This is a genomic window from Pseudomonas sp. TZ252 (assembly GCF_056110345.1).
On sequence record NZ_CM148566.1, the window covers coordinates 5,101,395 to 5,122,749 of the forward strand.

General features: G+C 67.7%; 13 protein-coding genes. 11 read left to right on the plus strand and 2 right to left on the minus strand.

The annotated features are described in order from the left end of the window. The first annotated feature begins 235 nt into the window (after positions 1 to 235). From muxA to ACYAF3_RS23895, 5 genes are all read left to right on the plus strand, one after another. On the plus strand, positions 236 to 1,516 hold the full coding sequence (gene muxA / locus ACYAF3_RS23875) for a multidrug efflux RND transporter periplasmic adaptor subunit MuxA (RefSeq protein ID WP_003111498.1): 1,281 nt from the start codon (positions 236 to 238) through the stop codon (positions 1,514 to 1,516). Then, positions 1,513 to 4,644 (plus strand): multidrug efflux RND transporter permease subunit MuxB, encoded by a 3,132-nt coding sequence (gene muxB, locus ACYAF3_RS23880; protein WP_003089920.1) that lies wholly within the window; start codon positions 1,513 to 1,515, stop codon positions 4,642 to 4,644. The genes muxA and muxB overlap by 4 nt, the downstream gene beginning before the upstream one ends. Continuing rightward, positions 4,641 to 7,751, plus strand: coding sequence for a multidrug efflux RND transporter permease subunit MuxC (gene muxC, locus ACYAF3_RS23885; RefSeq protein ID WP_003089914.1), 3,111 nt, complete (start codon positions 4,641 to 4,643; stop codon positions 7,749 to 7,751). Before muxB ends, muxC begins: the two co-directional genes overlap by 4 nt. Then, the gene (opmB, locus tag ACYAF3_RS23890) at positions 7,748 to 9,247 is read left to right on the plus strand and encodes a multidrug efflux RND transporter outer membrane subunit OpmB (protein ID WP_023130668.1); all 1,500 of its coding nucleotides are present in this window, start codon (positions 7,748 to 7,750) and stop codon (positions 9,245 to 9,247) included. Before muxC ends, opmB begins: the two co-directional genes overlap by 4 nt. 112 nt (positions 9,248 to 9,359) lie before the next feature. After that, the gene (locus tag ACYAF3_RS23895) at positions 9,360 to 9,614 is read left to right on the plus strand and encodes a hypothetical protein (protein WP_003158535.1); all 255 of its coding nucleotides are present in this window, start codon (positions 9,360 to 9,362) and stop codon (positions 9,612 to 9,614) included. 8 nt (positions 9,615 to 9,622) lie between these two features. Here ACYAF3_RS23895 and ACYAF3_RS23900 read toward each other — a convergent pair whose 3' ends face one another. Both ACYAF3_RS23900 and ACYAF3_RS23905 read right to left on the minus strand, forming a co-directional pair. Then, a complete protein-coding gene (locus tag ACYAF3_RS23900; RefSeq protein ID WP_003113318.1) occupies positions 9,623 to 11,041 on the minus strand; it encodes a sensor histidine kinase in 1,419 nt (472 codons plus the stop codon). Further along, complete coding sequence (locus ACYAF3_RS23905) at positions 11,038 to 11,712, minus strand: heavy metal response regulator transcription factor (protein ID WP_003089900.1); 675 nt, start codon at positions 11,710 to 11,712, stop codon at positions 11,038 to 11,040. Before ACYAF3_RS23905 ends, ACYAF3_RS23900 begins: the two co-directional genes overlap by 4 nt. Positions 11,713 to 12,224: 512 nt before the next feature. Between ACYAF3_RS23905 and ACYAF3_RS23910 the strand changes: the two genes are divergently transcribed. The 6 genes from ACYAF3_RS23910 to benB all read left to right on the plus strand — a co-directional run bounded on the left by ACYAF3_RS23910 (position 12,225) and on the right by benB (position 21,328). Next, a complete protein-coding gene (locus ACYAF3_RS23910; protein WP_016253372.1) occupies positions 12,225 to 13,511 on the plus strand; it encodes a TolC family protein in 1,287 nt (428 codons plus the stop codon). A 52-nt stretch (positions 13,512 to 13,563) separates the two neighbouring features. Then, entirely contained in the window at positions 13,564 to 15,018 is a 1,455-nt protein-coding gene (locus tag ACYAF3_RS23915; RefSeq protein ID WP_003109532.1) for an efflux RND transporter periplasmic adaptor subunit, read from the plus strand. A 22-nt stretch (positions 15,019 to 15,040) separates the two neighbouring features. Beyond that, positions 15,041 to 18,196 (plus strand): CusA/CzcA family heavy metal efflux RND transporter, encoded by a 3,156-nt coding sequence (locus tag ACYAF3_RS23920; protein ID WP_003115707.1) that lies wholly within the window; start codon positions 15,041 to 15,043, stop codon positions 18,194 to 18,196. Between the two features lie 206 nt (positions 18,197 to 18,402). Continuing rightward, on the plus strand, positions 18,403 to 19,359 hold the full coding sequence (locus ACYAF3_RS23925; protein WP_003109534.1) for an AraC family transcriptional regulator: 957 nt from the start codon (positions 18,403 to 18,405) through the stop codon (positions 19,357 to 19,359). A 116-nt stretch (positions 19,360 to 19,475) separates the two neighbouring features. Next, complete coding sequence (gene benA / locus ACYAF3_RS23930) at positions 19,476 to 20,843, plus strand: benzoate 1,2-dioxygenase large subunit (RefSeq protein WP_003113315.1); 1,368 nt, start codon at positions 19,476 to 19,478, stop codon at positions 20,841 to 20,843. Next, positions 20,840 to 21,328, plus strand: coding sequence for a benzoate 1,2-dioxygenase small subunit (gene benB, locus ACYAF3_RS23935; protein ID WP_003120077.1), 489 nt, complete (start codon positions 20,840 to 20,842; stop codon positions 21,326 to 21,328). Before benA ends, benB begins: the two co-directional genes overlap by 4 nt. Positions 21,329 to 21,355 lie beyond the last annotated feature (27 nt).

The window sequence follows — 21,355 nt, forward strand, 5'->3', positions numbered from 1 at the left end:
CGGAGTGGGCGAATGCAGAACGCTCTATTTCAAGCCTTCGCCCGTAACGGAGCAAGCCGTTTGTTGTCATAGCCTGGTGCCAGGCTGCGGGTGGCTCGCCGAAGCATGCGGGCGGAATGCCTAACTATCGGTAAAGCAAGGGTAAATAGCGGGTAAAGAGGCTTTGCCTGGGCCCCTGCAATGCTTATCGTGCAGCCTGGAAAAAGCGCCTCCGTTCTAAGCCTGAAGAAGAACCATGACTCCAACGACCGGTAAATCCAAGTTCCGTACCCTGCGCCCGTGGCTGATCACCGCCCTGGCCTTCGCCGCCGTGATCGGCCTGGTGATGTGGCTGGCGGCGCCCGCCTCGGCACCGTCCTCCGACGGGCGACCCGGTCGCGGCGGCAAGCCGGGCGCCGCGCTGCCCAAGGCCAACGCGCTCACCGTCGGCGTGGCCAGGGTGGAGCAGGGCGACCTGGCGCTGCATTTCAACGCGCTTGGCACCGTCACCGCCTTCAACACGGTGAACGTCAAGCCGCGGGTCAACGGCGAGCTGGTCAAGGTGCTGTTCCAGGAGGGGCAGGAGGTCAAGGCCGGCGACCTGCTGGCGGTGGTCGACCCGCGCACCTACAAGGCGGCGCTGGCCCAGGCCGAGGGCACGCTGATGCAGAACCAGGCGCAACTGAAGAACGCCGAGATCGACCTGCAGCGCTACAAGGGGCTGTATGCCGAGGACTCGATCGCCAAGCAGACCCTGGATACCCAGGAAGCCCAGGTCCGCCAGTTGCAGGGCACCATCCGTACCAACCAGGGCCAGGTCGACGACGCCCGCCTCAACCTGACCTTCACCGAGGTCCGCGCACCGATTTCCGGGCGCCTCGGCCTGCGCCAGGTGGACATCGGCAACCTGGTCACCAGCGGCGATACCACGCCGCTGGTGGTGATCACCCAGGTCAAGCCGATCTCGGTGGTGTTCAGCCTGCCGCAGCAGCAGATCGGCACCGTCGTCGAGCAGATGAACGGCCCCGGCAAGCTGGCGGTCACCGCGCTGGACCGCAACCAGGACAAGGTTCTCGCCGAAGGCACCCTGACCACCCTGGACAACCAGATCGACACCACCACCGGCACGGTCAAGCTCAAGGCGCGCTTCGAGAACGCCGACGGCAAGCTGTTCCCCAACCAGTTCGTCAACGTGCGCCTGCTGGCGCAGACCCTCAAGGGCGTGCTGACCATTCCGGCCAACGCCGTGCAGCGCGGCACCAACGGTATCTATGTCTACGTGGTCGGCGCCGACAACAAGGTCAGCCAGCGCAGCGTCGCCATCGGCACCAGCGAGAACGAGCGGGTGGTGGTGGAAAGCGGCCTGAAGGCCGGCGAGCAGGTGGTGGTGGAAGGCACCGACCGCCTGCGCGACGGTATGGAAGTGCGTGTCGCCGAGGCCTCCCCGCAGGTCCTCGAGGGCGAGCCGCAGAAACCGCAGACTGGCCGCCCCAGCGGCCTCCAGGGCGACTCGGTGGGTAGCGGGAGCGCTGAATGAACCCGTCCCGCCCGTTCATCCTGCGGCCGGTCGCGACCACCCTGCTGATGGTGGCGATCCTGCTCTCGGGCCTGATCGCCTACCGCTTCCTGCCGATCTCGGCGTTGCCGGAAGTGGACTACCCGACCATCCAGGTGGTCACCCTGTACCCCGGCGCCAGCCCGGAGATCATGACCTCGTCGATCACCGCGCCGCTGGAGAACCAGCTCGGGCAGATTCCGGGGCTCAACGAGATGTCTTCCAGCAGTTCCGGCGGCGCCTCGGTGATCACCCTGCAATTCAGCCTGCAGAGCAACCTCGATGTCGCCGAGCAGGAAGTCCAGGCGGCGATCAACGCCGCGCAGAGCCTGCTGCCCAACGACCTGCCGAACCAGCCGGTGTTCAGCAAGGTGAATCCGGCGGACGCACCGATCCTGACCCTGGCGGTGATGTCCGACGGCATGCCGCTGCCGCAGATCCAGGACCTGGTGGATACCCGCCTGGCACAGAAGATCTCGCAGATCTCCGGGGTCGGCCTGGTCAGCATCAGCGGCGGCCAGCGCCCGGCGGTGCGGGTGCGCGCCAACCCGACGGCGCTGGCGGCGGCGGGGCTGAGCCTGGAGGACCTGCGCAGCACGGTGACCAGCAACAACCTCAACGGCCCCAAGGGCAGCTTCGACGGCCCGACCCGTGCCTCGACCCTGGACGCCAACGACCAGTTGCGCTCGGCCGACGCCTACCGCGACCTGATCATCGCCTACAAGAACGGCTCGCCGCTGCGCATCCGCGACGTCGCCAGCGTCGAGGACGACGCCGAGAACGTGCGCCTGGCCGCCTGGGCCAACAACCTGCCGGCGGTGGTGCTGAACATCCAGCGCCAGCCGGGGGCCAACGTGATCGAGGTGGTCGACCGGATCAAGGCGCTGCTGCCGCAGCTGCAATCGACCCTGCCGGGCAATCTCGACGTGCAGGTGCTGACCGACCGCACCACCACCATCCGCGCCTCGGTCAAGGACGTGCAGTTCGAGCTGGCGCTGGCGGTGGCGCTGGTGGTGATGGTCACCTTCCTGTTCCTGCGCAACGTCTACGCCACCCTGATTCCCAGCTTCGCCGTGCCGTTGTCGCTGATCGGCACCTTCGGCGTGATGTACCTGTCCGGCTTCTCGATCAACAACCTGACCCTGATGGCGCTGACCATCGCCACCGGCTTCGTGGTCGACGACGCGATCGTCATGGTGGAGAACATCGCCCGCTACCTGGAGCAGGGCGACTCGCCGCTGGAAGCGGCGCTCAAGGGCTCGAAGCAGATCGGCTTCACCATCATCTCGCTGACCTTCTCGCTGATCGCCGTGCTGATCCCGCTGCTGTTCATGGGCGACGTCGCCGGGCGGCTGTTCCGCGAGTTCGCCATCACCCTGGCGGTGGCGATCCTGATTTCCGGCTTCGTCTCCCTGACCCTTACGCCGATGCTCAGCGCCAAGCTGCTGCGCCACATCGACGAGGACCAGCAGGGCCGCTTCGCGCGCGCCGCGGGGCGGGTCATCGATGGCCTGATCGCACAATACGCCAAGGCCCTGCGGGTGGTCCTGCGGCACCAGCCGCTGACCCTGCTGGTGGCCATCGCCACCCTGGCGCTGACCGCGCTGCTCTACCTGGCCATGCCCAAGGGCTTCTTCCCGGTGCAGGACACCGGGGTGATCCAGGGCGTCGCCGAAGCGCCGCAGTCGATCTCCTTCCAGGCCATGTCCGAGCGCCAGCGCGCCCTTGCCGAGGTGGTGCTGAAGGACCCGGCGGTGGCCAGCCTGTCCTCCTACATCGGCGTCGACGGCAGCAACCCGACCCTCAACACCGGCCGCCTGCTGATCAACCTCAAGCCGCACAGCGAGCGCGACGTCACCGCCAGCGAAGTGATCCAGCGCCTGCAGCCCGAACTCGACCACCTGCCCGGGATCAAGCTGTACATGCAGCCGGTGCAGGACCTGACCATCGAGGACCGGGTCGCCCGCACCCAGTACCAGTTCACCTTGCAGGACGCCGACCCGGACGTGCTCGCCGAGTGGGTGCCGAAGCTGGTGGCGCGGCTGCAGGAGTTGCCGCAGCTCGCCGACGTCGCCAGCGACTGGCAGGACAAGGGCTTGCAGGCCTACCTGAACATCGACCGCGACACCGCCTCGCGCCTCGGCGTGAAGCTCTCCGACATCGACAGCGTGCTCTACAACGCCTTCGGCCAGCGGCTGATCTCGACCATCTTCACCCAGGCCACCCAGTACCGCGTGGTGCTGGAGGTGGCGCCGCAGTTCCAGCTCGGCCCGCAGGCCCTGGAGCAGCTCTACGTGCCGTCCAGCGACGGCACCCAGGTGCGCCTGTCGAGCCTGGCGAAGGTGGAGGAGCGGCATACCCTGCTGGCGATCAACCATATCGCCCAGTTCCCCTCGGCGACCCTGTCGTTCAACCTGGCCAAGGGTTACTCCCTGGGCGAGGCGGTCGAGGCGATCCGTGGCGTCGAGGCCAGCCTGGAGCTGCCGCTGAGCATGCAGGGCAGCTTCCGCGGCGCGGCGCTGGCCTTCGAGGCCTCGCTGTCGAACACGCTGCTGCTGATCCTCGCCTCGGTGGTGACCATGTACATCGTCCTGGGCATCCTCTACGAGAGCTTCATCCATCCGGTGACCATCCTCTCGACCCTGCCCTCGGCCGGGGTCGGCGCGCTGCTGGCGCTGATGCTGGCGGGGCAGGAGATCGGCATCGTGGCGATCATCGGCATCATCCTGCTTATCGGCATCGTCAAGAAGAACGCGATCATGATGATCGACTTCGCCCTCGACGCCGAGCGCAACGAAGGCAAGCCGCCCCATGAGGCGATCTACCAGGCCTGCCTGCTGCGCTTCCGGCCGATCCTGATGACCACCATGGCCGCGCTGCTCGGCGCGCTGCCGCTGATGCTCGCCGGCGGCGCCGGCGCCGAGCTGCGCCAGCCGCTGGGCATCACTATGGTCGGTGGCCTGCTGCTGAGCCAGGTCCTGACCCTGTTCACCACCCCGGTGATCTATCTCTACTTCGACCGCCTGGCCCGTCGCTGGGCGGCCTGGCGCAAGCAGCGCGGGCTGGACCTGAACACCGAGGCCGGGTTCGACGGGGACGCCGGGCGATGAGTCTGTCCACGCCCTTCATCCGCCGCCCGGTCGCCACCACGCTGCTGACCCTGGCGTTGCTGCTGGCCGGCACCCTGTCGTTCGGCCTGCTGCCGGTGGCGCCGCTGCCCAACGTCGATTTTCCGGCCATCGTGGTCAGCGCCAGCCTGCCGGGCGCCAGCCCGGAAACCATGGCCTCGTCGGTGGCCACGCCGCTGGAGCGCTCGCTGGGACGGATCGCCGGGATCAGCGAGATGACCTCCAGCAGTTCGCTGGGCTCGACCACCGTGGTGCTCGTGTTCGACCTGGAGAAGGACATCGACGGCGCCGCCCGCGAGGTGCAGGCGGCGATCAACGGCGCGATGAGCCTGCTGCCCAGCGGTATGCCGAACAATCCCAGCTACCGCAAGGCCAACCCCTCGGACATGCCGATCATGGTCCTCACCCTGACCTCGGAGACCCAGAGTCGCGGCGAGATGTACGACCTCGCCTCGACCGTGCTGGCGCCCAAGCTGTCGCAGGTGCAGGGGGTAGGGCAGGTGAGCATCGGCGGCAGCTCGCTGCCGGCGGTGCGGGTCGACCTCAACCCGGATGCCATGAGCCAGTACGGGCTGTCCCTGGACAGCGTGCGCACGGCCATCGCCGCGGCCAACAGCAACGGCCCCAAGGGCGCCGTCGAGAAGGACGACAAGCACTGGCAGGTGGACGCCAACGACCAGTTGCGCAAGGCCCGCGAGTACGAGCCGCTGGTGATCCACTACAACGCCGACAACGGCGCCGCGGTGCGCCTCGGCGACGTGGCCAAGGTCAGCGACTCGGTGGAGGACGTGCGCAACGCCGGCTTTTCCGACGACCTGCCGGCGGTGCTGCTGATCGTCACCCGCCAGCCCGGCGCCAACATCATCGAGGCCACCGACGCCATCCACGCGCAACTGCCGGTGTTGCAGGAACTGCTCGGGCCGCAGGTCAAGCTGAACGTGATGGACGATCGCAGCCCGTCGATCCGTGCGTCGCTGGAAGAGGCCGAGCTGACCCTGCTGATCTCGGTGGCGCTGGTGATCCTGGTGGTCTTCCTGTTCCTGCGCAACGGCCGCGCCACGCTGATCCCCAGCCTGGCGGTGCCGGTCTCGCTGATCGGCACCTTCGCGGTCATGTACCTGTGCGACTTCAGCCTGAACAACCTGTCGCTGATGGCGCTGATCATCGCCACCGGCTTCGTGGTGGACGACGCCATAGTGGTGGTGGAGAACATCGCCCGACGCATCGAGGAGGGCGATCCGCCGATCCAGGCGGCGATCACCGGCGCCCGCCAGGTCGGTTTCACCGTGCTGTCGATGACGCTCTCGCTGGTCGCGGTGTTCATCCCGCTGCTGCTCATGGGCGGCCTCACCGGACGGCTGTTCCGCGAGTTCGCGGTGACTCTCTCGGCGGCGATCCTGGTGTCCCTGGTGGTATCCCTGACCCTCACGCCGATGCTCTGCGCGCGTCTGCTGCGTCCGCTGAAACGGCCCGAAGGCGCTTCCCTGGCGCGGCGCAGCGATCGCTTCTTCGCCGCCTTCATGCTGCGCTACCGCGCCAGCCTGGGCTGGGCGCTGGAGCACTCGCGGCTGATGGTGGTGATCATGCTGGCCTGCATCGCCATGAACCTCTGGTTGTTCGTGGTGGTGCCCAAGGGCTTCCTCCCGCAGCAGGACTCCGGGCGCCTGCGCGGCTACGCGGTGGCCGACCAGAGCATCTCGTTCCAGTCCCTGAGCGCGAAGATGGGCGAGTACCGCAAGATCCTCTCTTCCGATCCGGCGGTGGAAAACGTAGTCGGCTTCATCGGTGGCGGCCGTTGGCAGTCGAGCAACACCGGTTCGTTCTTCGTCACTCTCAAGCCGATCGGCGAGCGCGACCCGGTGGAGAAGGTCCTCACCCGGCTGCGCGAGCGGATCGCCAAGGTGCCCGGCGCGGCGCTCTATCTCAACGCCGGCCAGGACGTGCGCCTGGGCGGCCGCGACAGCAACGCGCAGTACGAATTCACCCTGCGCAGCGACGACCTGACCCTGCTCCGCGAATGGGCGCCGAAGGTCGAGGCGGCGATGCGCAAGCTGCCGCAGCTGGTGGACGTCAACAGCGACTCCCAGGACAAGGGCGTGCAGACCCGCCTGGTGATCGACCGCGACCGCGCGGCGACCCTGGGGATCAACGTGGAAATGGTCGACGCGGTGCTCAACGACTCTTTCGGCCAGCGCCAGGTGTCGACCATCTTCAACCCGCTGAACCAGTACCGGGTGGTGATGGAGGTCGACCAGCAGTACCAGCAGAGCCCGGAGATCCTCCGCCAGGTCCAGGTGATCGGCAACGACGGCCAGCGCGTGCCGCTGTCCGCGTTCAGCCACTACGAACCGAGCCGGGCACCGCTGGAGGTCAACCACCAGGGCCAGTTCGCCGCCACCACGCTGTCCTTCAACCTGGCACCGGGCGCGCAGATCGGCCCGACCCGCGAGGCCATCATGCAGGCCCTGGAGCCGCTGCACATCCCGGTGGACGTGCAGACCAGCTTCGAGGGCAACGCCGGCGCGGTGCAGGACACGCAGAACCAGATGCCCTGGCTGATCCTCCTGGCGCTGCTGGCGGTGTACATCGTCCTCGGCATCCTCTACGAGAGCTACGTGCACCCGCTGACCATCCTCTCGACCCTGCCTTCGGCCGGGGTCGGCGCGCTGCTCGCGCTGATCCTCTGCCGCAGCGAGCTGAGCCTGATCGCGCTGATCGGCATCATCCTGCTGATCGGCATCGTCAAGAAGAACGCGATCATGATGATCGACTTCGCCCTGGAGGCCGAGCGCAACCACGGCCTGAGCCCGCGCGAGGCGATCCTCGAGGCCTGCATGATGCGCTTCCGGCCGATCATGATGACCACCCTGGCCGCCTTGCTCGGCGCCTTGCCGCTGATCTTCGGCATCGGCGGCGACGCCGCGTTGCGCCGGCCGCTGGGCATCACCATCGTCGGCGGGCTGATCGGCAGCCAGTTGCTGACCCTGTACACCACCCCGGTGGTCTACCTCTATCTCGACCGCCTACGCCACTGGGTCAACCAGAAACGCGGCGTACGCACGGACGGTGCGCTGGAGACACCCCTATGAAACACACCCCCTCGTTGCTCGCCCTGGCCCTGGTCGCCGCCCTCGGCGGCTGCGCCATCGGCCCCGACTACCAGCGACCGGACCTGGCGGTGCCCGCCGAATTCAAGGAAACCGAAGGCTGGCGCCGCGCCGAGCCGCGCGACGTGTTCCAGCGCGGCGCCTGGTGGGAGCTGTACGGCGACCAGACCCTGAACGACTTGCAGATGCACCTGGAACGTTCCAACCAGACCCTGGCCCAGTCGGTGGCGCAGTTCCGCCAGGCCGAGGCGCTGGTGCGCGGCGCGCGGGCGGCGTTCTTCCCGTCGATCACCGGCAACGTGGGCAAGACCCGCAGCGGCCAGGGCGGCGGCGACAGCACCGTGCGCCTGCCCGACGGCTCCACTGTGAGCAGCGGCGGTGGTTCCGGTGCGATCAGCAACAGTTACTCGACCAGCCTCGGTGTCAGTTGGGAGGTCGACCTCTGGGGCAAGCTGCGCCGGCAACTGGAGGCCAACCAGGCGAGCCTGCATGCCAGCGCCGCCGACCTCGCCGCGGTGCGCCTCAGCCAGCAGTCGCAACTGGCGCAGAACTACCTGCAACTGCGGGTGATGGACGAACAGATCCGCCTGCTCAACGACACGGTGACGGCCTACGAGCGTTCGCTGAAGGTGGCCGAGAACAAATACCGCGCCGGCATCGTCACCAGGGCCGACGTGGCCCAGGCCCGCACCCAGTTGAAAAGCACCCAGGCCCAGGCCATCGACCTGAAGTACCAGCGTGCCCAGCTGGAGCACGCCATCGCCGTGCTGGTCGGCCTGCCGCCGGCGCAATTCAACCTGCCGCCGGTGGCGAGCGTGCCGAAGCTGCCGGACCTGCCGGCAGTGGTGCCGTCGCAATTGCTCGAACGACGGCCGGACATCGCCTCGGCGGAACGCAAGGTGATTTCCGCCAACGCCCAGATCGGCGTGGCCAAGGCCGCCTATTTCCCCGACCTCACCCTGAGCGCCGCCGGCGGCTACCGCAGCGGCAGCCTGAGCAACTGGATCAGCACGCCGAACCGCTTCTGGTCGATCGGCCCGCAGTTCGCCATGACCCTGTTCGACGGCGGCCTGATCGGCTCCCAGGTGGACCAGGCCGAGGCGACCTACGACCAGACCGTGGCGACCTACCGGCAGACCGTGCTCGACGGTTTCCGCGAGGTGGAGGACTACCTGGTGCAATTGAGCGTCCTCGACGAGGAGAGCGGGGTGCAGCGCGAAGCCCTGGAGTCGGCCCGCGAGGCACTGCGCCTGGCCGAGAACCAGTACAAGGCCGGCACCGTCGACTACACCGACGTGGTCACCAACCAGGCCACCGCGCTGAGCAACGAACGCACCGTGCTGACCCTGCTCGGCAGCCGCCTGACCGCCAGCGTCCAGTTGATCGCGGCAATGGGCGGCGGCTGGGACAGCGCCGACATCGAGCGGACCGACGAGCGGCTCGGCCGGGTCGAGGAGGGCCTGCCGCCTTCGCCCTGAGTTCTTCTCGCTGCCTGTTCCTGACGAATGCCTTTCCCCGCTATTGCGCTTGCATGACACACCGCCGTCCGCGTCTCGGCTAGAGTGCGGCGGCGGATGTGGAGGTGAATACGTGTCGGGGAAGTTTCCGGAAAAGCCCTCGCGCCGAGGCTACTGGCTCGGCTGGTTGTGCCGCCTGGCCATGCTTGGCGGCGTCGCCGCGATGTTCTGGGCGCTGCTGCAATGCTTCGTCCTGCTGCACGGTGAACCGCCGCTCCAGCGCGCCCCGCTGCGGACGCCCTGGACCCTGCTGGCGCTCGGCCTGGCGCTGTTCCTCGCCGGTTTCTGCGGCGAGTACCGGCTGTGGCGGCGCCGCGCCGGTTGCTGAAACCGGCGTCAGGCAGCGCCCGTCGAAGGGAACAGCAGGCGCAGGTGGGTCTTCTGCTGCGGTACGCTTTCCGCTTCGGCGCGGCCGCCGTGGTAGGCCATGATCGATTGCACGATGGCCAGTCCCAGGCCGGTGCCGGCCTGGGCTCCAGTCTGGCGTCCGGCGCGGCGGTAGAAGCGCTCGAACAGGTGCGGCAGGTACTCCGGCGGGATGCCCGGACCGTCGTTGCTGACCCTCACCTCGGTGTGCCCCGCGCGTTCCCCGATCCGCACGTCGATGCGCCCGCCTTGCGGGGTGTGGCGCACGGCGTTGGACACCAGGTTGGAAATGGCGCGCTGGATCATCAGGTTGTCGCCGTGGGCGAAGCCGTTGCCGGACAGGCGCAGTTCGACGCCCTTGTCCTCGGCGACCATCTCGTACAGGTCGATGACCTTGGCCGCCTGCTCGTGCAGGGCGACGCAGCCGAACTGGGCCTGGATCGCCGGGTTGTCCACCTGCACCAGGAACAGCATGTCGGTGACGATCCGCGACAGCCGCTCCAGTTCCTCGGCATTGGACTCCAGGGCTTCGCGGTATGCCGCGCCGTCGCGATGCTGGCTGAGCAGCACCTGGTTGCGCACCAGCAGGTTGCAGATCGGCGCGCGCAGTTCGTGGGCCAGGTCGTCGGAGAACTGCGAGAGCTGGCGTACGCCATCCTCGAGGCGGCCGAGCATGTGGTTGAAGCTGCGGGCCAGGCTGTCCAGCTCGCGCGGCAGGTTCTGCTCGGGGATGCGGTAGGAGAGATCCTGCGGGCTGACCTGGGCGGCCACCCGGCGGAAGCGGTTCAACGGTTCGAGGCCGGCACGCACCACCCACCAGGCGGCCAGGGCGATCAATGGCAGGAGGAAGGGCAGGGCCAGCAGGGTGGCGCGGAGGAAACCGTCGAGCAGGCGCTCGTCGGCGTTGCGCTCGCTGCTCAGCAACACCTGTACCGGGGTGCCGTTCTTCATGCGCATGGAAGCGCCGATGCTCAGCAGGCGCTGGTCGTTGCCGGTGCTCCAGCTCTGGAACACCGGCTGGCGGGCGTCCGCCTGCAAGCGGGCGAGAAGCGCGCGGTTGGCCGCGACGCTGGCCGCAGCCTGGTCGCCGAAGCTCATCAGCGGCTGGCCGCTGCGGCTGTCGAGAATGCTCAGGTGCAGGCCGCTGTGCGCCACCAGTTGGTCCTGCAGGGCATGCGCCTGTACGGCCGGGTCGCTGCGCAGGTCGAGATCGTCTTCCAGGCTGTGGCGGATCTGCTCCAGCTTCAATTGCAGGTTTTCCCGCTCGCGGGCTTCCAGCTCGCGGCCGAGGTTCCAGTGCGCCATTGCGCCGAGTGCCAGGGCCAGCAGCGCGCCGAGGGCGCCGACCAGCAGGGCCAGGCGCAGCGACAGTCGGCCTGGTGGCGTCATCGGCGCGCTTCCAGGACGTAGCCGACGCCGCGAATGGTATGGATCAGCTTGAGGTCGAAGCCGTCGTCGATCTTCGCCCGCAGGCGGCAGATGGCGACTTCCACCACGTTGGAGTCGTTGTCGAAGTTCATGTCCCAGATCAGCGAGATGATCTGCGTCCGGGTGATGACGTCGCCGTTGCGCCGCATCAGCAGGTGCAGCAGGGCGAACTCCTTGGTCGTCAGGTTGATCCGCACCCGGCCGCGGAAGGCCCGGTGGCGGCTGGCGTCCAGCTCCAGGTCGGCGACCCGCAGGACGTCCTGCATCGGTGCCTGGTCGTGGCGGCGCAGCAGCGAGCGGACCCGCGCCAGCAGTTCGGGGAACTGGAACGGCTTGACCATGAAGTCGTCGGCGCCGAGATCGAGGCCGCGCACCTTGTCGGTCAGCCTGCCATGCCCGGTGAGCATCATCACCCGCGCGCTGCTGCGTTCGCGCAGGCGGCGGAGCAGGTCCCAGCCGTCGATGCCGGGCAGGTTGACGTCGAGGATCACCAGTTCGTAAGGGTGTTGCAAGGCCATGTGCAGGCCGTCGATGCCATCGTTGGCGCGGTCGACGATGTAGCCGCTTTCGGTCAGGCCCTGGTGCAGGTAGTCGGCAGTCTTGACTTCATCTTCGATAATAAGGATGCGCATGTTCGCCCCTATATAAAGTATGGATTCATTTGCAAGTAAATGTTTAAGTGCATTGCTATAAAGTTACATTGCGGGCGTTGCCTGGATAGAATCCTGGAAATGTAATTTCATATCGTTGCGCTGCTTCGATGATAATTATCGAATGACCGGGTAGTTCTCCCGGGAGTCCGCCTGAGAACTTTGGAAATGTCCGCGGCGCAAGCACCGCTGGGCGTGAGAGGCAATGCCTTTTGTAAGCGCATGTTGCTTTTGTCCCTATGTTTCATCCAACTATTGCCAGTCTCTTCGAAGGTTGCCGAAGTGTAACCGCTAATTGTCCGTGGAGAATATTCATTACCGACTTGTAATTCTTCCGTCACCTTGCCGATAAGCCCCGCTACCTAACATCTGCCGCATCCCGGAAGTGCAACTTCGAATATCGCCGGCGAGATATCGCCGATGAACGGTTGCGTGGTTCCGGGCCGGTAATGGATCGCCGTCGCCGACGACGATCAGCAGACGAGGAGCGGAACATGCCGATACTTCGGCCACTGGCCAGCGCGGGGAAACGCGCCTGCTGGCTACTGATGGGACTCTACCTGGGCCTGCCGGCCCTGGCGAACGAGGCGCCGGTGAGTTTCAACGGCACTTCGATCAGCCTCGAGCAGGCGTTGGAGCGAGCCCTGCGGAGCAACCCCGAGCTGGCGGCGGTGGGGCGCGAGACCGAGATCGCCAGCGGCGCGCGGCAGCAGGCCGGGCTGATCCCCAACCCGGATCTGTCCTGGAGCGTCGAGGACACCCGCCAAGGCAATCGCCAGACCAGCGTCAGCATCGCCCAGCCGCTGGAGCTGGGCGGCAAGCGCGGTGCGCGGGTGGAGGTGGCGAAACGCGGCAGCGAGATCGCCTGGACCCAACTGGAAGTCCGTCGCGCCGAACTGCGCGCCCAGGTCCGCGGCGCCTACTACGCGGCGCTGACCGCGCAGGAGCGGGTGCGCCTGGCGAAGACCTCCCTGGACCTGGCCAGGCGCGCGCTGCAGGCCGCCGACCGACGGGTCAAGGCCGGCAGCATCTCCTCGGTGGAACGGGTTCGCGCCCAGGTCCTGGCGGACAACGCCCAGCTCGACCTGAGCCAGGCGGAGCTGGAGCAGCAGCGCACCTATGTGCAGCTGTCGAGCACCTGGGACGAGCCGCAGCCAGGCTTCGCCAGGGTCGGCGGCGCGCTCGACGCGGTGCCGGCGAGCATCACCCGTGGCGCCTTGCTGCGCCATCTCGACGAGTCGCCGACCCTGCGCCTGGCGGCCCAGGAGGTAGCGCGCGGCGAGGCCCAGGTCGACCTGGAGAAGCGCCAGCGCATCCCCAACCTGACGGTCAGCATCGGCAGCAAGTACGACCAGACCGCCCGCGACGGACGTGGCGAACGGGTCAACCTGATCGGCCTGTCGATGCCGCTGCCGCTGTTCGACCGCAACCAGGGCAACATCTACGCCGCCCAGAGCCGCGCCGACCAGGCCCGCGACCTGCAGCGCGCGACCCTGCTGCGCCTGCGCAGCGAAGCGGTACAGGCCTACGACCAGTTGCGCACCTCGGAACAGGAGCTGGCGCTGGTCCGTCGCGACCTGCTGCCCGGCGCACAGAGCGCGCTGGACTCGATGACCCGCGGCTTCGAGATGGGCAAGTTCAACTTCCTCGACGTGCTCGATGCCCAGCGCACCCTGGTCGGCGTCCGTGCCCAGTACGTGCGCGCGCTGGACGCCGCGGCACAGGCGCGGGTGAGCATGGAGCGCCTGCTCGGCGAAGACATCGGCCACCTCGGCCAGTGAGATTTCCGGGGCGGGCCGCCGGCGCGCCCCCCGAACGGTTCGGGAGAACAGAATGGGCAAGAAGACGATTATCGCGGTGACCGCACTGGCACTGCTCGGCCTGGGCGGCGGCGCCTACCTGGAGCTGGGCGGGAAGGCGCCGGCCGGCGCCGGCGAAGCGGCCGCCGAGGGCGAGGGCAGCGGACCGCGCGGCGGCATGTTGTTGCGCCAGGGCGACCTGACCCTGGAACTGCTGGTGCCGGAGGACGGCAGCCCGCTCAAGGCCTGGGTCGAGCGCGGCGGCAAGGCGCTGGCGCCGCAGGAGGTGGTCCTCGGCGCCGACGTCGAGCGTGCCACCGGCGAGGTCGAGGACCTGCTGTTCAAGGCCAGCGGCGATGGCCTGGTGGCCAATGCCGGGATCGCCGAGCCGCATGCCTTCACCGCGCGCCTCAAGCTGATGGCCGGCAAGCAGGGCTACGACTTCGCCTTCACCCGCGAGGAGGGCAAGCTGGAGCTGGATGCCGAGCAGATCGAGGCCGCCGGCATCACCCTCGATACGGCGCGGACGATCAGCCTGGCCCAGGTGGTCTCGCTGCCCGGCGAGATCCGCTTCAACGAGGACCGCACCGCGCATATCGTCCCGCGCCTGCCGGGGATCGTCGACAGCGTGCCGGCCAATCTTGGCCAGGCGGTGAAGCAGGGCGAGCTGCTGGCGGTGATCAGCAGCCCGCAGTTGTCCGACCAGCGCAGCGAATTCGCCGCCGCCCAGCGCCGCCTGAGCTTGGCGCAGAGCACCTACAAGCGCGAGCAGCAGCTGTGGAAGGAGGGCATTTCCGCCGAGCAGGAATTCCTGCTCGCCCGCCAGGGTTTGCAGGAAGCCGAGATCGCGCTGAACAACGCGCGGGCGAAGATCGCCGCGCTCGGCGGCAATCCCAGCCTGCAGGGCGGCAACCGCTACGAGCTGCGCGCGCCGTTCGCCGGGGTGCTGGTGGAAAAGCACCTGACCCAGGGCGAGCCGGTGGACGGCACCGCCAACGTCTTCACCCTGTCCGACCTGTCCTCGGTCTGGGCCACCTTCAACGTGCCCGCGCAACTGCTCGGCCAGGTCCGCGTCGGCAGCAAGGTCAAGGTGCTCGCCCAGGCGCTGGATAGCGAGGTGGAGGGCACCGTGTCCTACATCGGCGACCTGCTCGGCGAGCAGACCCGCGCGGCCACCGCCCGGGTCACCCTGAGCAACCCCGAGAGCACCTGGCGCCCGGGCCTGTTCGTTTCCGTGCAGGTGGCCGAGGCGACCCGCAAGGAAGTCCTGACGGTCGCCGACGGCGCGGTGCAGAACGTCGACGGCGAGGACGTGGTGTTCGTCCGCGTGGCCGATGGCTTCGTGGTCCAGCCGGTCAAGCTGGGCATCAGCGACGGCCAGCGCGTCGAGGTCCTCGAGGGCCTGCGCGCCGGCAGCCAGGTCGCCGCCAGCGGCAGCTTCATCCTCAAATCCGAACTGGGCAAGGGCTCGGCGGAACACGGTCACTGAGTCCCGCTCCAGGAGTCTTCGCATGTTCGAACGCATCATCCAATTCGCCATCGAGCAACGCTGGCTGGTCCTGCTGGCGGTGCTGGGGATGGCCGGGGTCGGCATCGGCAGCTACCAGAAGCTGTCCATCGACGCGGTCCCGGACATCACCAACGTCCAGGTGCAGATCAATACCGCCGCCCCCGGCTACTCGCCGCTGGAAGTGGAGCAGCGGATCACCTACCCGGTGGAGACCGTCATGGCCGGCCTGCCGGGTTTGCAGGAAACCCGTTCGCTGTCGCGGCCGGGGATTTCCCAGGTGACGGTGATCTTCGAGGAGGGCACCGATATCTACTTCGCCCGCCAGCAGGTCAACGAACGCCTGAGCACGGCGCGCGAGCAACTGCCGGAAGACATCTCGCCGACCCTCGGGCCGATCTCCACCGGTCTCGGCGAGATCTACCTGTGGACGGTTGAGGCCGAGGAGGGCGCGACCAAGGAGGACGGCAGCGCCTACACGCCCACTGACCTGCGCACCATCCAGGACTGGATCATCCGTCCGCAGTTGCGCAACGTGAAGGGCGTGGCCGAGATCAACACCATCGGCGGCTACGCCAAGCAATTCCTCATCGCCCCGGATCCGAAGAAGCTCGCGGCCTACAAGCTGACCCTCGGCGACCTGCAGAACGCCGTGCTGCGCAACAACGAGAACGTCGGCGCCGGCTACATCGAGCGGCGCGGCGAGCAGTTGCTGATCCGCGCGCCGGGCCAGGTCAAGGACATGGACGATATCCGCGGGATCATCGTTTCCAACGTCGACGGCGTGCCGATCCGTATCCGCGACGTCGCCGAGGTCGGCCTGGGCAAGGAGCTGCGCACCGGCGCGGCCACCGAGAACGGCCGCGAAGTGGTGCTCGGCACGGTGTTCATGCTGATCGGCGAGAACAGCCGGGAAGTGGCCCAGGCGGTCGGCCAGCGCCTGGAGGAGATCAACCGGACCCTGCCCAAGGGGGTCAAGGCGATCACCGTCTACGACCGCACCACCCTGGTGGACAAGGCCGTGGCCACGGTGAAGAAGAACCTGGTGGAAGGCGCGGCGCTGGTGATCGCGGTGCTCTTCCTGTTCCTCGGCAACATCCGCGCGGCGTTGATCACCGCCACCATCATCCCGCTGTCGATGCTGTTCACCTTCACCGGGATGGTCGGCAACAGGGTCAGCGCCAACCTGATGAGCCTCGGCGCGCTGGACTTCGGCATCATCGTCGACGGCGCCGTGGTGATCGTCGAGAACGCCATCCGCCGCCTGGCCCACGCCCAGGCCCACCACGGCCGCCAGCTGACCCGCGCGGAACGTTTCCACGAGGTCTTCGCCGCGTCCAGGGAGGCGCGCCGGGCGCTGGTCTTCGGCCAGATCATCATCATGGTGGTGTACCTGCCGATCTTCGCCCTCACCGGGGTCGAGGGGAAGATGTTCCACCCGATGGCGTTCACCGTGGTCACCGCGCTGCTCGGCGCGATGATCCTCTCGGTGACCTTCGTCCCGGCGGCGATCGCGCTGTTCATCACCGGCAAGGTCAAGGAGGAGGAGAACTTCGTCATGCGCCGCGCGCGTCTGGCCTACGAACCGGCGCTGCGCTGGGTGCTCGGGCACCGCGCGCTGGTGGTCGGCGGCGCCCTCGGCGCGATCCTGCTCACCGGGCTGGTGGCCTCGCGGATGGGCAGCGAGTTCATTCCCAGCCTCAGCGAGGGCGACTTCGCCATGCAGGGCCTGCGGGTGCCGGGCACCAGCCTGACCCAGTCGGTCGAGATGCAGCAGACCCTGGAGAGGAAGCTGATGGGCAAGTTCCCGGAGATCGAGCGGGTCTTCGCCCGCACCGGGACCGCCGAGATCGCCTCCGACCTGATGCCGCCGAACGCCTCCGACAGCTACGTGATGCTCAAGCCGCAGAGCCAGTGGCCGGACCCGAAGAAGTCGCGGGAGGCGCTGCTGGAAGAATTGCAGGCCGCGGCCCTTGAGGTGCCGGGCAGCGTCTACGAGTTCTCCCAGCCGATCCAGTTGCGCTTCAACGAACTGATCTCCGGGGTGCGCAGCGACGTCGCGGTGAAGGTCTTCGGCGACGACATGCAGGTGCTCAACGACACCGCGGAGAAGATCTCCAAGGTGCTGCAAGGCATCGACGGCGCCTCCGAGGTGAAGGTCGAGCAGACCACCGGCCTGCCGGTGCTGACGGTGGACATCGACCGCGACAAGGCGGCACGCTTCGGCCTCAATGTCGGCGACATCCAGGACACCGTGGCCACCGCCCTCGGCGGACGCAACGCCGGTACCCTGTTCGAGGGCGACCGCCGCTTCGACATCGTCATCCGCCTGCCGGAAACCCTGCGCGCCGACCTGCCGGCACTGTCCAACCTGCTGATCCCGCTGCCGCCGAACAACCTGGCGCGGATCGACTTCATCCCGCTGTCGGACGTGGCGCGCCTCGACCTCTCGCCGGGACCGAACCAGATCAGCCGGGAGAACGGCAAGCGGCGCATCGTGGTCAGCGCCAACGTGCGCGGCCGCGACATCGGCTCGTTCGTGCTGGAAGCGCAACAGAAGCTGCAGGACGGGGTGAAGATCCCGGCCGGCTACTGGACCACCTGGGGCGGCCAGTTCGAACAGTTGCAGTCCGCCGCCAAGCGCTTGCAGGTAGTGGTGCCGGTGGCGCTGCTGCTGGTGTTCACCTTGCTCTTCGCCATGTTCAACAACGTCAAGGACGGCCTGCTGGTGTTCACCGGCATCCCCTTCGCCCTCACCGGCGGGGTGCTGGCCCTGTGGCTGCGCGGGATACCGCTGTCGATCTCGGCGGCGGTGGGTTTCATCGCCCTGTCCGGGGTGGCGGTGCTCAACGGCCTGGTGATGATCTCCTTCATCCGCAACCTGTTGCAGGAAGGACGCAGCCTCGACCAGGCGGTGTGGGAGGGCGCCATCACCCGCCTGCGTCCGGTGCTGATGACCGCCCTGGTGGCGTCCCTCGGTTTCGTGCCGATGGCCCTGGCCACCGGCACCGGCGCCGAGGTGCAGCGGCCGCTGGCGACGGTGGTGATCGGCGGCATCCTGTCCTCGACCATGCTGACCCTGCTGGTGCTGCCGGTGCTCTATCGCTGGACCCACGGGCGCGACGCCGGACCGCGCGAGGAGACGCCGGCGGCCGGCTGAAGCGGGCGCGCAAGCGGGCCGGCAGGGGAAACCCTGGCGGCCCTTTTTCTTTGGCCGTTGGACGGATTCCGTTCGATTACCGCACGCGATTGCCGGCCCGGATTGTCGCCGGCGGAGGGCTTGCGTAGTGTGGGTGGACGTTCCGCGCCCGGCGCTTGGCGCCGCGCGGCGATAACAACAACGATAGCAGCCTGAGTGTCCTGCCCATGAATGCCTCCTTGCTCAGCGAGCGCAGCCGGGTGTTCGAACGTGCCGACCCCTATGCGGTGTCCGGCTATGTCAACCGGCACGTCGGTACGCACTGCATACGCCTGCCGGCCGCCGGCAGGCCGCAAGCCAGCCTCGACCACCGCACCTTCGCCAGCCTCGACCTGTGCCGGATCAGCTACGGCGCGGCGGTACGGGTCACCTCGCCGGCGCTGGAGAGCATCTTCCACCTGCAGATCCTCCTGCGCGGCCACTGCCTGTGGCGCGGCGGCGGGCAGGAACACGCCCTGGCGCCGGGCGAGCTGTTGCTGATCAACCCGGACGATCCGGTCGACCTGACCTATTCGGCGGACTGCGAGAAATTCATCGTCAAGCTGCCCTGCGCGCTGCTCGAAGCGATCTGCGCCGAGCAGCGCTGGAGCCATCCGGCGCGCGGCGTGCGTTTCCTCGAACATCGCTATCGCCTGGACCAGCTGGAAGGCTTCGTCGGCCTGCTCGCCCTGGTCTGCCGCGAGGCCGAGTCCGGCGAGCGGCTGGCGCGGGTCGACAGCCACTTCGAGCAGATCCTCGGCAGCAAGCTGCTGACCCTGCTGAAGACCAACGTCAGCCGCGAGGACCCCGGCGATGCGCAGGTCGTCTTCGCCCGCCTCGATGCCTACATCCGCCGCCATCTGCAGAGCGAGATCGAGGTCGCGGCGCTGGCCGAGCAGGCGCACATGAGCACCCGTTCGCTGTACGCGCTGTTCGAGCGCCAGCTTGGCGAGAGCCCTCGGCAATACATTCGCCGGCTGCGCCTGGAGCGCATCCGTGCCTGCCTGGAAGACCCCGGCTGCCGGGTACGCAACCTCACCGAACTGGCCCTGGACTTCGGTTTCGCCCACCTCGGCCGCTTCGCCGAGCAATATCGCCGGCAGTTCGGCGAGCTGCCTTCGGAAACCCTGCGCCGGCGCGCCTAGCGCCGACCGCCACGGCGTGCAGGAATCGGCCAGCGATCCGCAGGCAACGGATATCCCCAGCAGCACGCGCTACCTAACCTGACCGGGCCTGAACAATAACAACGGAGGCCCCGGCCATGTCCCTGGGTAGCGATTACTTGCGTTCTCTGCTCGAGGAAGACCCCGAGCGCGGCGTCTACCGCTGCAAGCGGGAGATGTTCACCGATCCACGCCTGTTCGAACTGGAGATGAAGCACATCTTCGAGGGCAATTGGGTCTATCTCGCTCACGAAAGCCAGGTTGCCGGAGTCAACGACTACCTGACCACCCAGATCGGCCGCCAGTCGATCGTCATCGCGCGCAACCGCGACGGCCAGCTCAACGCCTTCATCAACGCCTGCAGCCACCGTGGCGCGATGCTCTGTCGGCACAAGAGCGGCAATCGCAGCAGCTATACCTGTCCGTTCCACGGCTGGACCTTCAACAACTCCGGCAAGCTGCTCAAGGTCAAGGACCCGGCCGAGGCCGGCTACCCGCAGGGCTTCAACTGCGAGGGCTCGCACGACCTGACCCGGGTGGCGCGCTTCGAGTCCTACCGTGGCTTCCTGTTCGGCAGCCTCAACCCCGATGTCAGGCCGCTGGCCGAGCACCTGGGCGAGTCGGCGAAGATCATCGACATGATCGTCGACCAGTCGCCGGAAGGCCTCGAGGTGCTGCGCGGCTCTTCCAGCTATGTCTACGAAGGCAACTGGAAGCTCACCGCCGAGAACGGCGCCGACGGCTATCACGTCAGTTCGGTGCACTGGAACTACGCGGCGACCCAGAGCCAGCGCCAGCAGCGCGACGCCGCGGACCCGCTGCGGACCATGAGCGCCGCGGGCTGGGCCCGGCAGGGCGGCGGCTTCTACTCGTTCGAGCATGGCCACATGCTGCTCTGGAGTCGCTGGGCCAACCCCGAGGACCGGCCGGCCTTCGAGCGCCGCGCCGAGCTTGCCCGCGACTTCGGCGAGGCCCGCGCCGACTGGATGATCGAGAACTCGCGCAACCTCTGCCTGTACCCCAACGTGTACCTGATGGACCAGTTCAGCTCGCAGATCCGCATCGCCCGGCCGCTGTCGGTGGACCGCACGGAAATCACCATCTACTGCATCGCGCCGAAAGGCGAGAGCGCCGAGGCGCGCGCCCGGCGCATCCGCCAGTACGAGGACTTCTTCAACGTCAGCGGCATGGCCACCCCGGACGACCTGGAGGAGTTCCGTTCCTGCCAGCAGGGCTACCAGGGCAGCGTGGTCGGCTGGAACGACCTGTCGCGCGGCGCCGAACACTGGATAGAGGGCGCCGACGCGGCGGCCGCGGCCATCGACCTGCGGCCGCGCCTGAGCGGCGTGCGCACCGAGGACGAAGGGCTGTTCGTATTGCAGCATCGCTACTGGCAGGAGGCGCTGCTCGCCGCCCTGGAGCGCGAACGGACGCAGCGCGTGGCGCTGCGGGAGGTGGCGTCATGAGCCTGGGCTACGACGCCCTGCGCGATTTCCTCTACCGCGAGGCGCGCTATCTCGACGACAAGGATTGGGACGCCTGGCTGGCGTTGTACGCCGCGGACGCCAGTTTCTGGATGCCGTCCTGGGACGACCGCGACCAGCTCACCGAGGACCCGCAGCGGGAAATCTCGCTGATCTGGTACGGCAACCGCGGCGGCCTGGAGGACCGGGTATTCCGCATCCGCACCGAGCGCTCCAGCGCGACCCTGCCGGACACCCGCACCTCGCACAACCTGAGCAACATCGAACTGCTCGGCGAGGACGACGGCATCTGCCGCGCGCGCTGCAACTGGCACACCCTGAGCTATCGCTACAAGACCGTGGACAGCTACTTCGGCACCACCTTCTACGACCTCGACGTACGCGGCGAGAGTCCGCTGATCAAGGCCAAGAAAGTGATCCTGAAGAACGACTACGTTCGCCAACTGATCGACGTCTACCACGTCTGACGCCCGCGCCGGCGGGCTGTCGAGGGA

Bases quoted from the DNA above. Each gene is read 5' to 3' on its own strand.
- muxA (WP_003111498.1), top strand. From the start codon at position 236: ATGACTCCAACGACCGGTAAATCCAAGTTCCGTACCCTGCGCCCGTGG.
- muxB (WP_003089920.1), top strand. From the start codon at position 1,513: ATGAACCCGTCCCGCCCGTTCATCCTGCGGCCGGTCGCGACCACCCTG.
- muxC (WP_003089914.1), top strand. From the start codon at position 4,641: ATGAGTCTGTCCACGCCCTTCATCCGCCGCCCGGTCGCCACCACGCTG.
- opmB (WP_023130668.1), top strand. From the start codon at position 7,748: ATGAAACACACCCCCTCGTTGCTCGCCCTGGCCCTGGTCGCCGCCCTC.
- ACYAF3_RS23900 (WP_003113318.1), bottom strand. From the start codon at position 11,041: ATGACGCCACCAGGCCGACTGTCGCTGCGCCTGGCCCTGCTGGTCGGC.
- ACYAF3_RS23905 (WP_003089900.1), bottom strand. From the start codon at position 11,712: ATGCGCATCCTTATTATCGAAGATGAAGTCAAGACTGCCGACTACCTG.
- ACYAF3_RS23910 (WP_016253372.1), top strand. From the start codon at position 12,225: ATGCCGATACTTCGGCCACTGGCCAGCGCGGGGAAACGCGCCTGCTGG.
- ACYAF3_RS23915 (WP_003109532.1), top strand. From the start codon at position 13,564: ATGGGCAAGAAGACGATTATCGCGGTGACCGCACTGGCACTGCTCGGC.
- ACYAF3_RS23920 (WP_003115707.1), top strand. From the start codon at position 15,041: ATGTTCGAACGCATCATCCAATTCGCCATCGAGCAACGCTGGCTGGTC.
- ACYAF3_RS23925 (WP_003109534.1), top strand. From the start codon at position 18,403: ATGAATGCCTCCTTGCTCAGCGAGCGCAGCCGGGTGTTCGAACGTGCC.
- benA (WP_003113315.1), top strand. From the start codon at position 19,476: ATGTCCCTGGGTAGCGATTACTTGCGTTCTCTGCTCGAGGAAGACCCC.
- benB (WP_003120077.1), top strand. From the start codon at position 20,840: ATGAGCCTGGGCTACGACGCCCTGCGCGATTTCCTCTACCGCGAGGCG.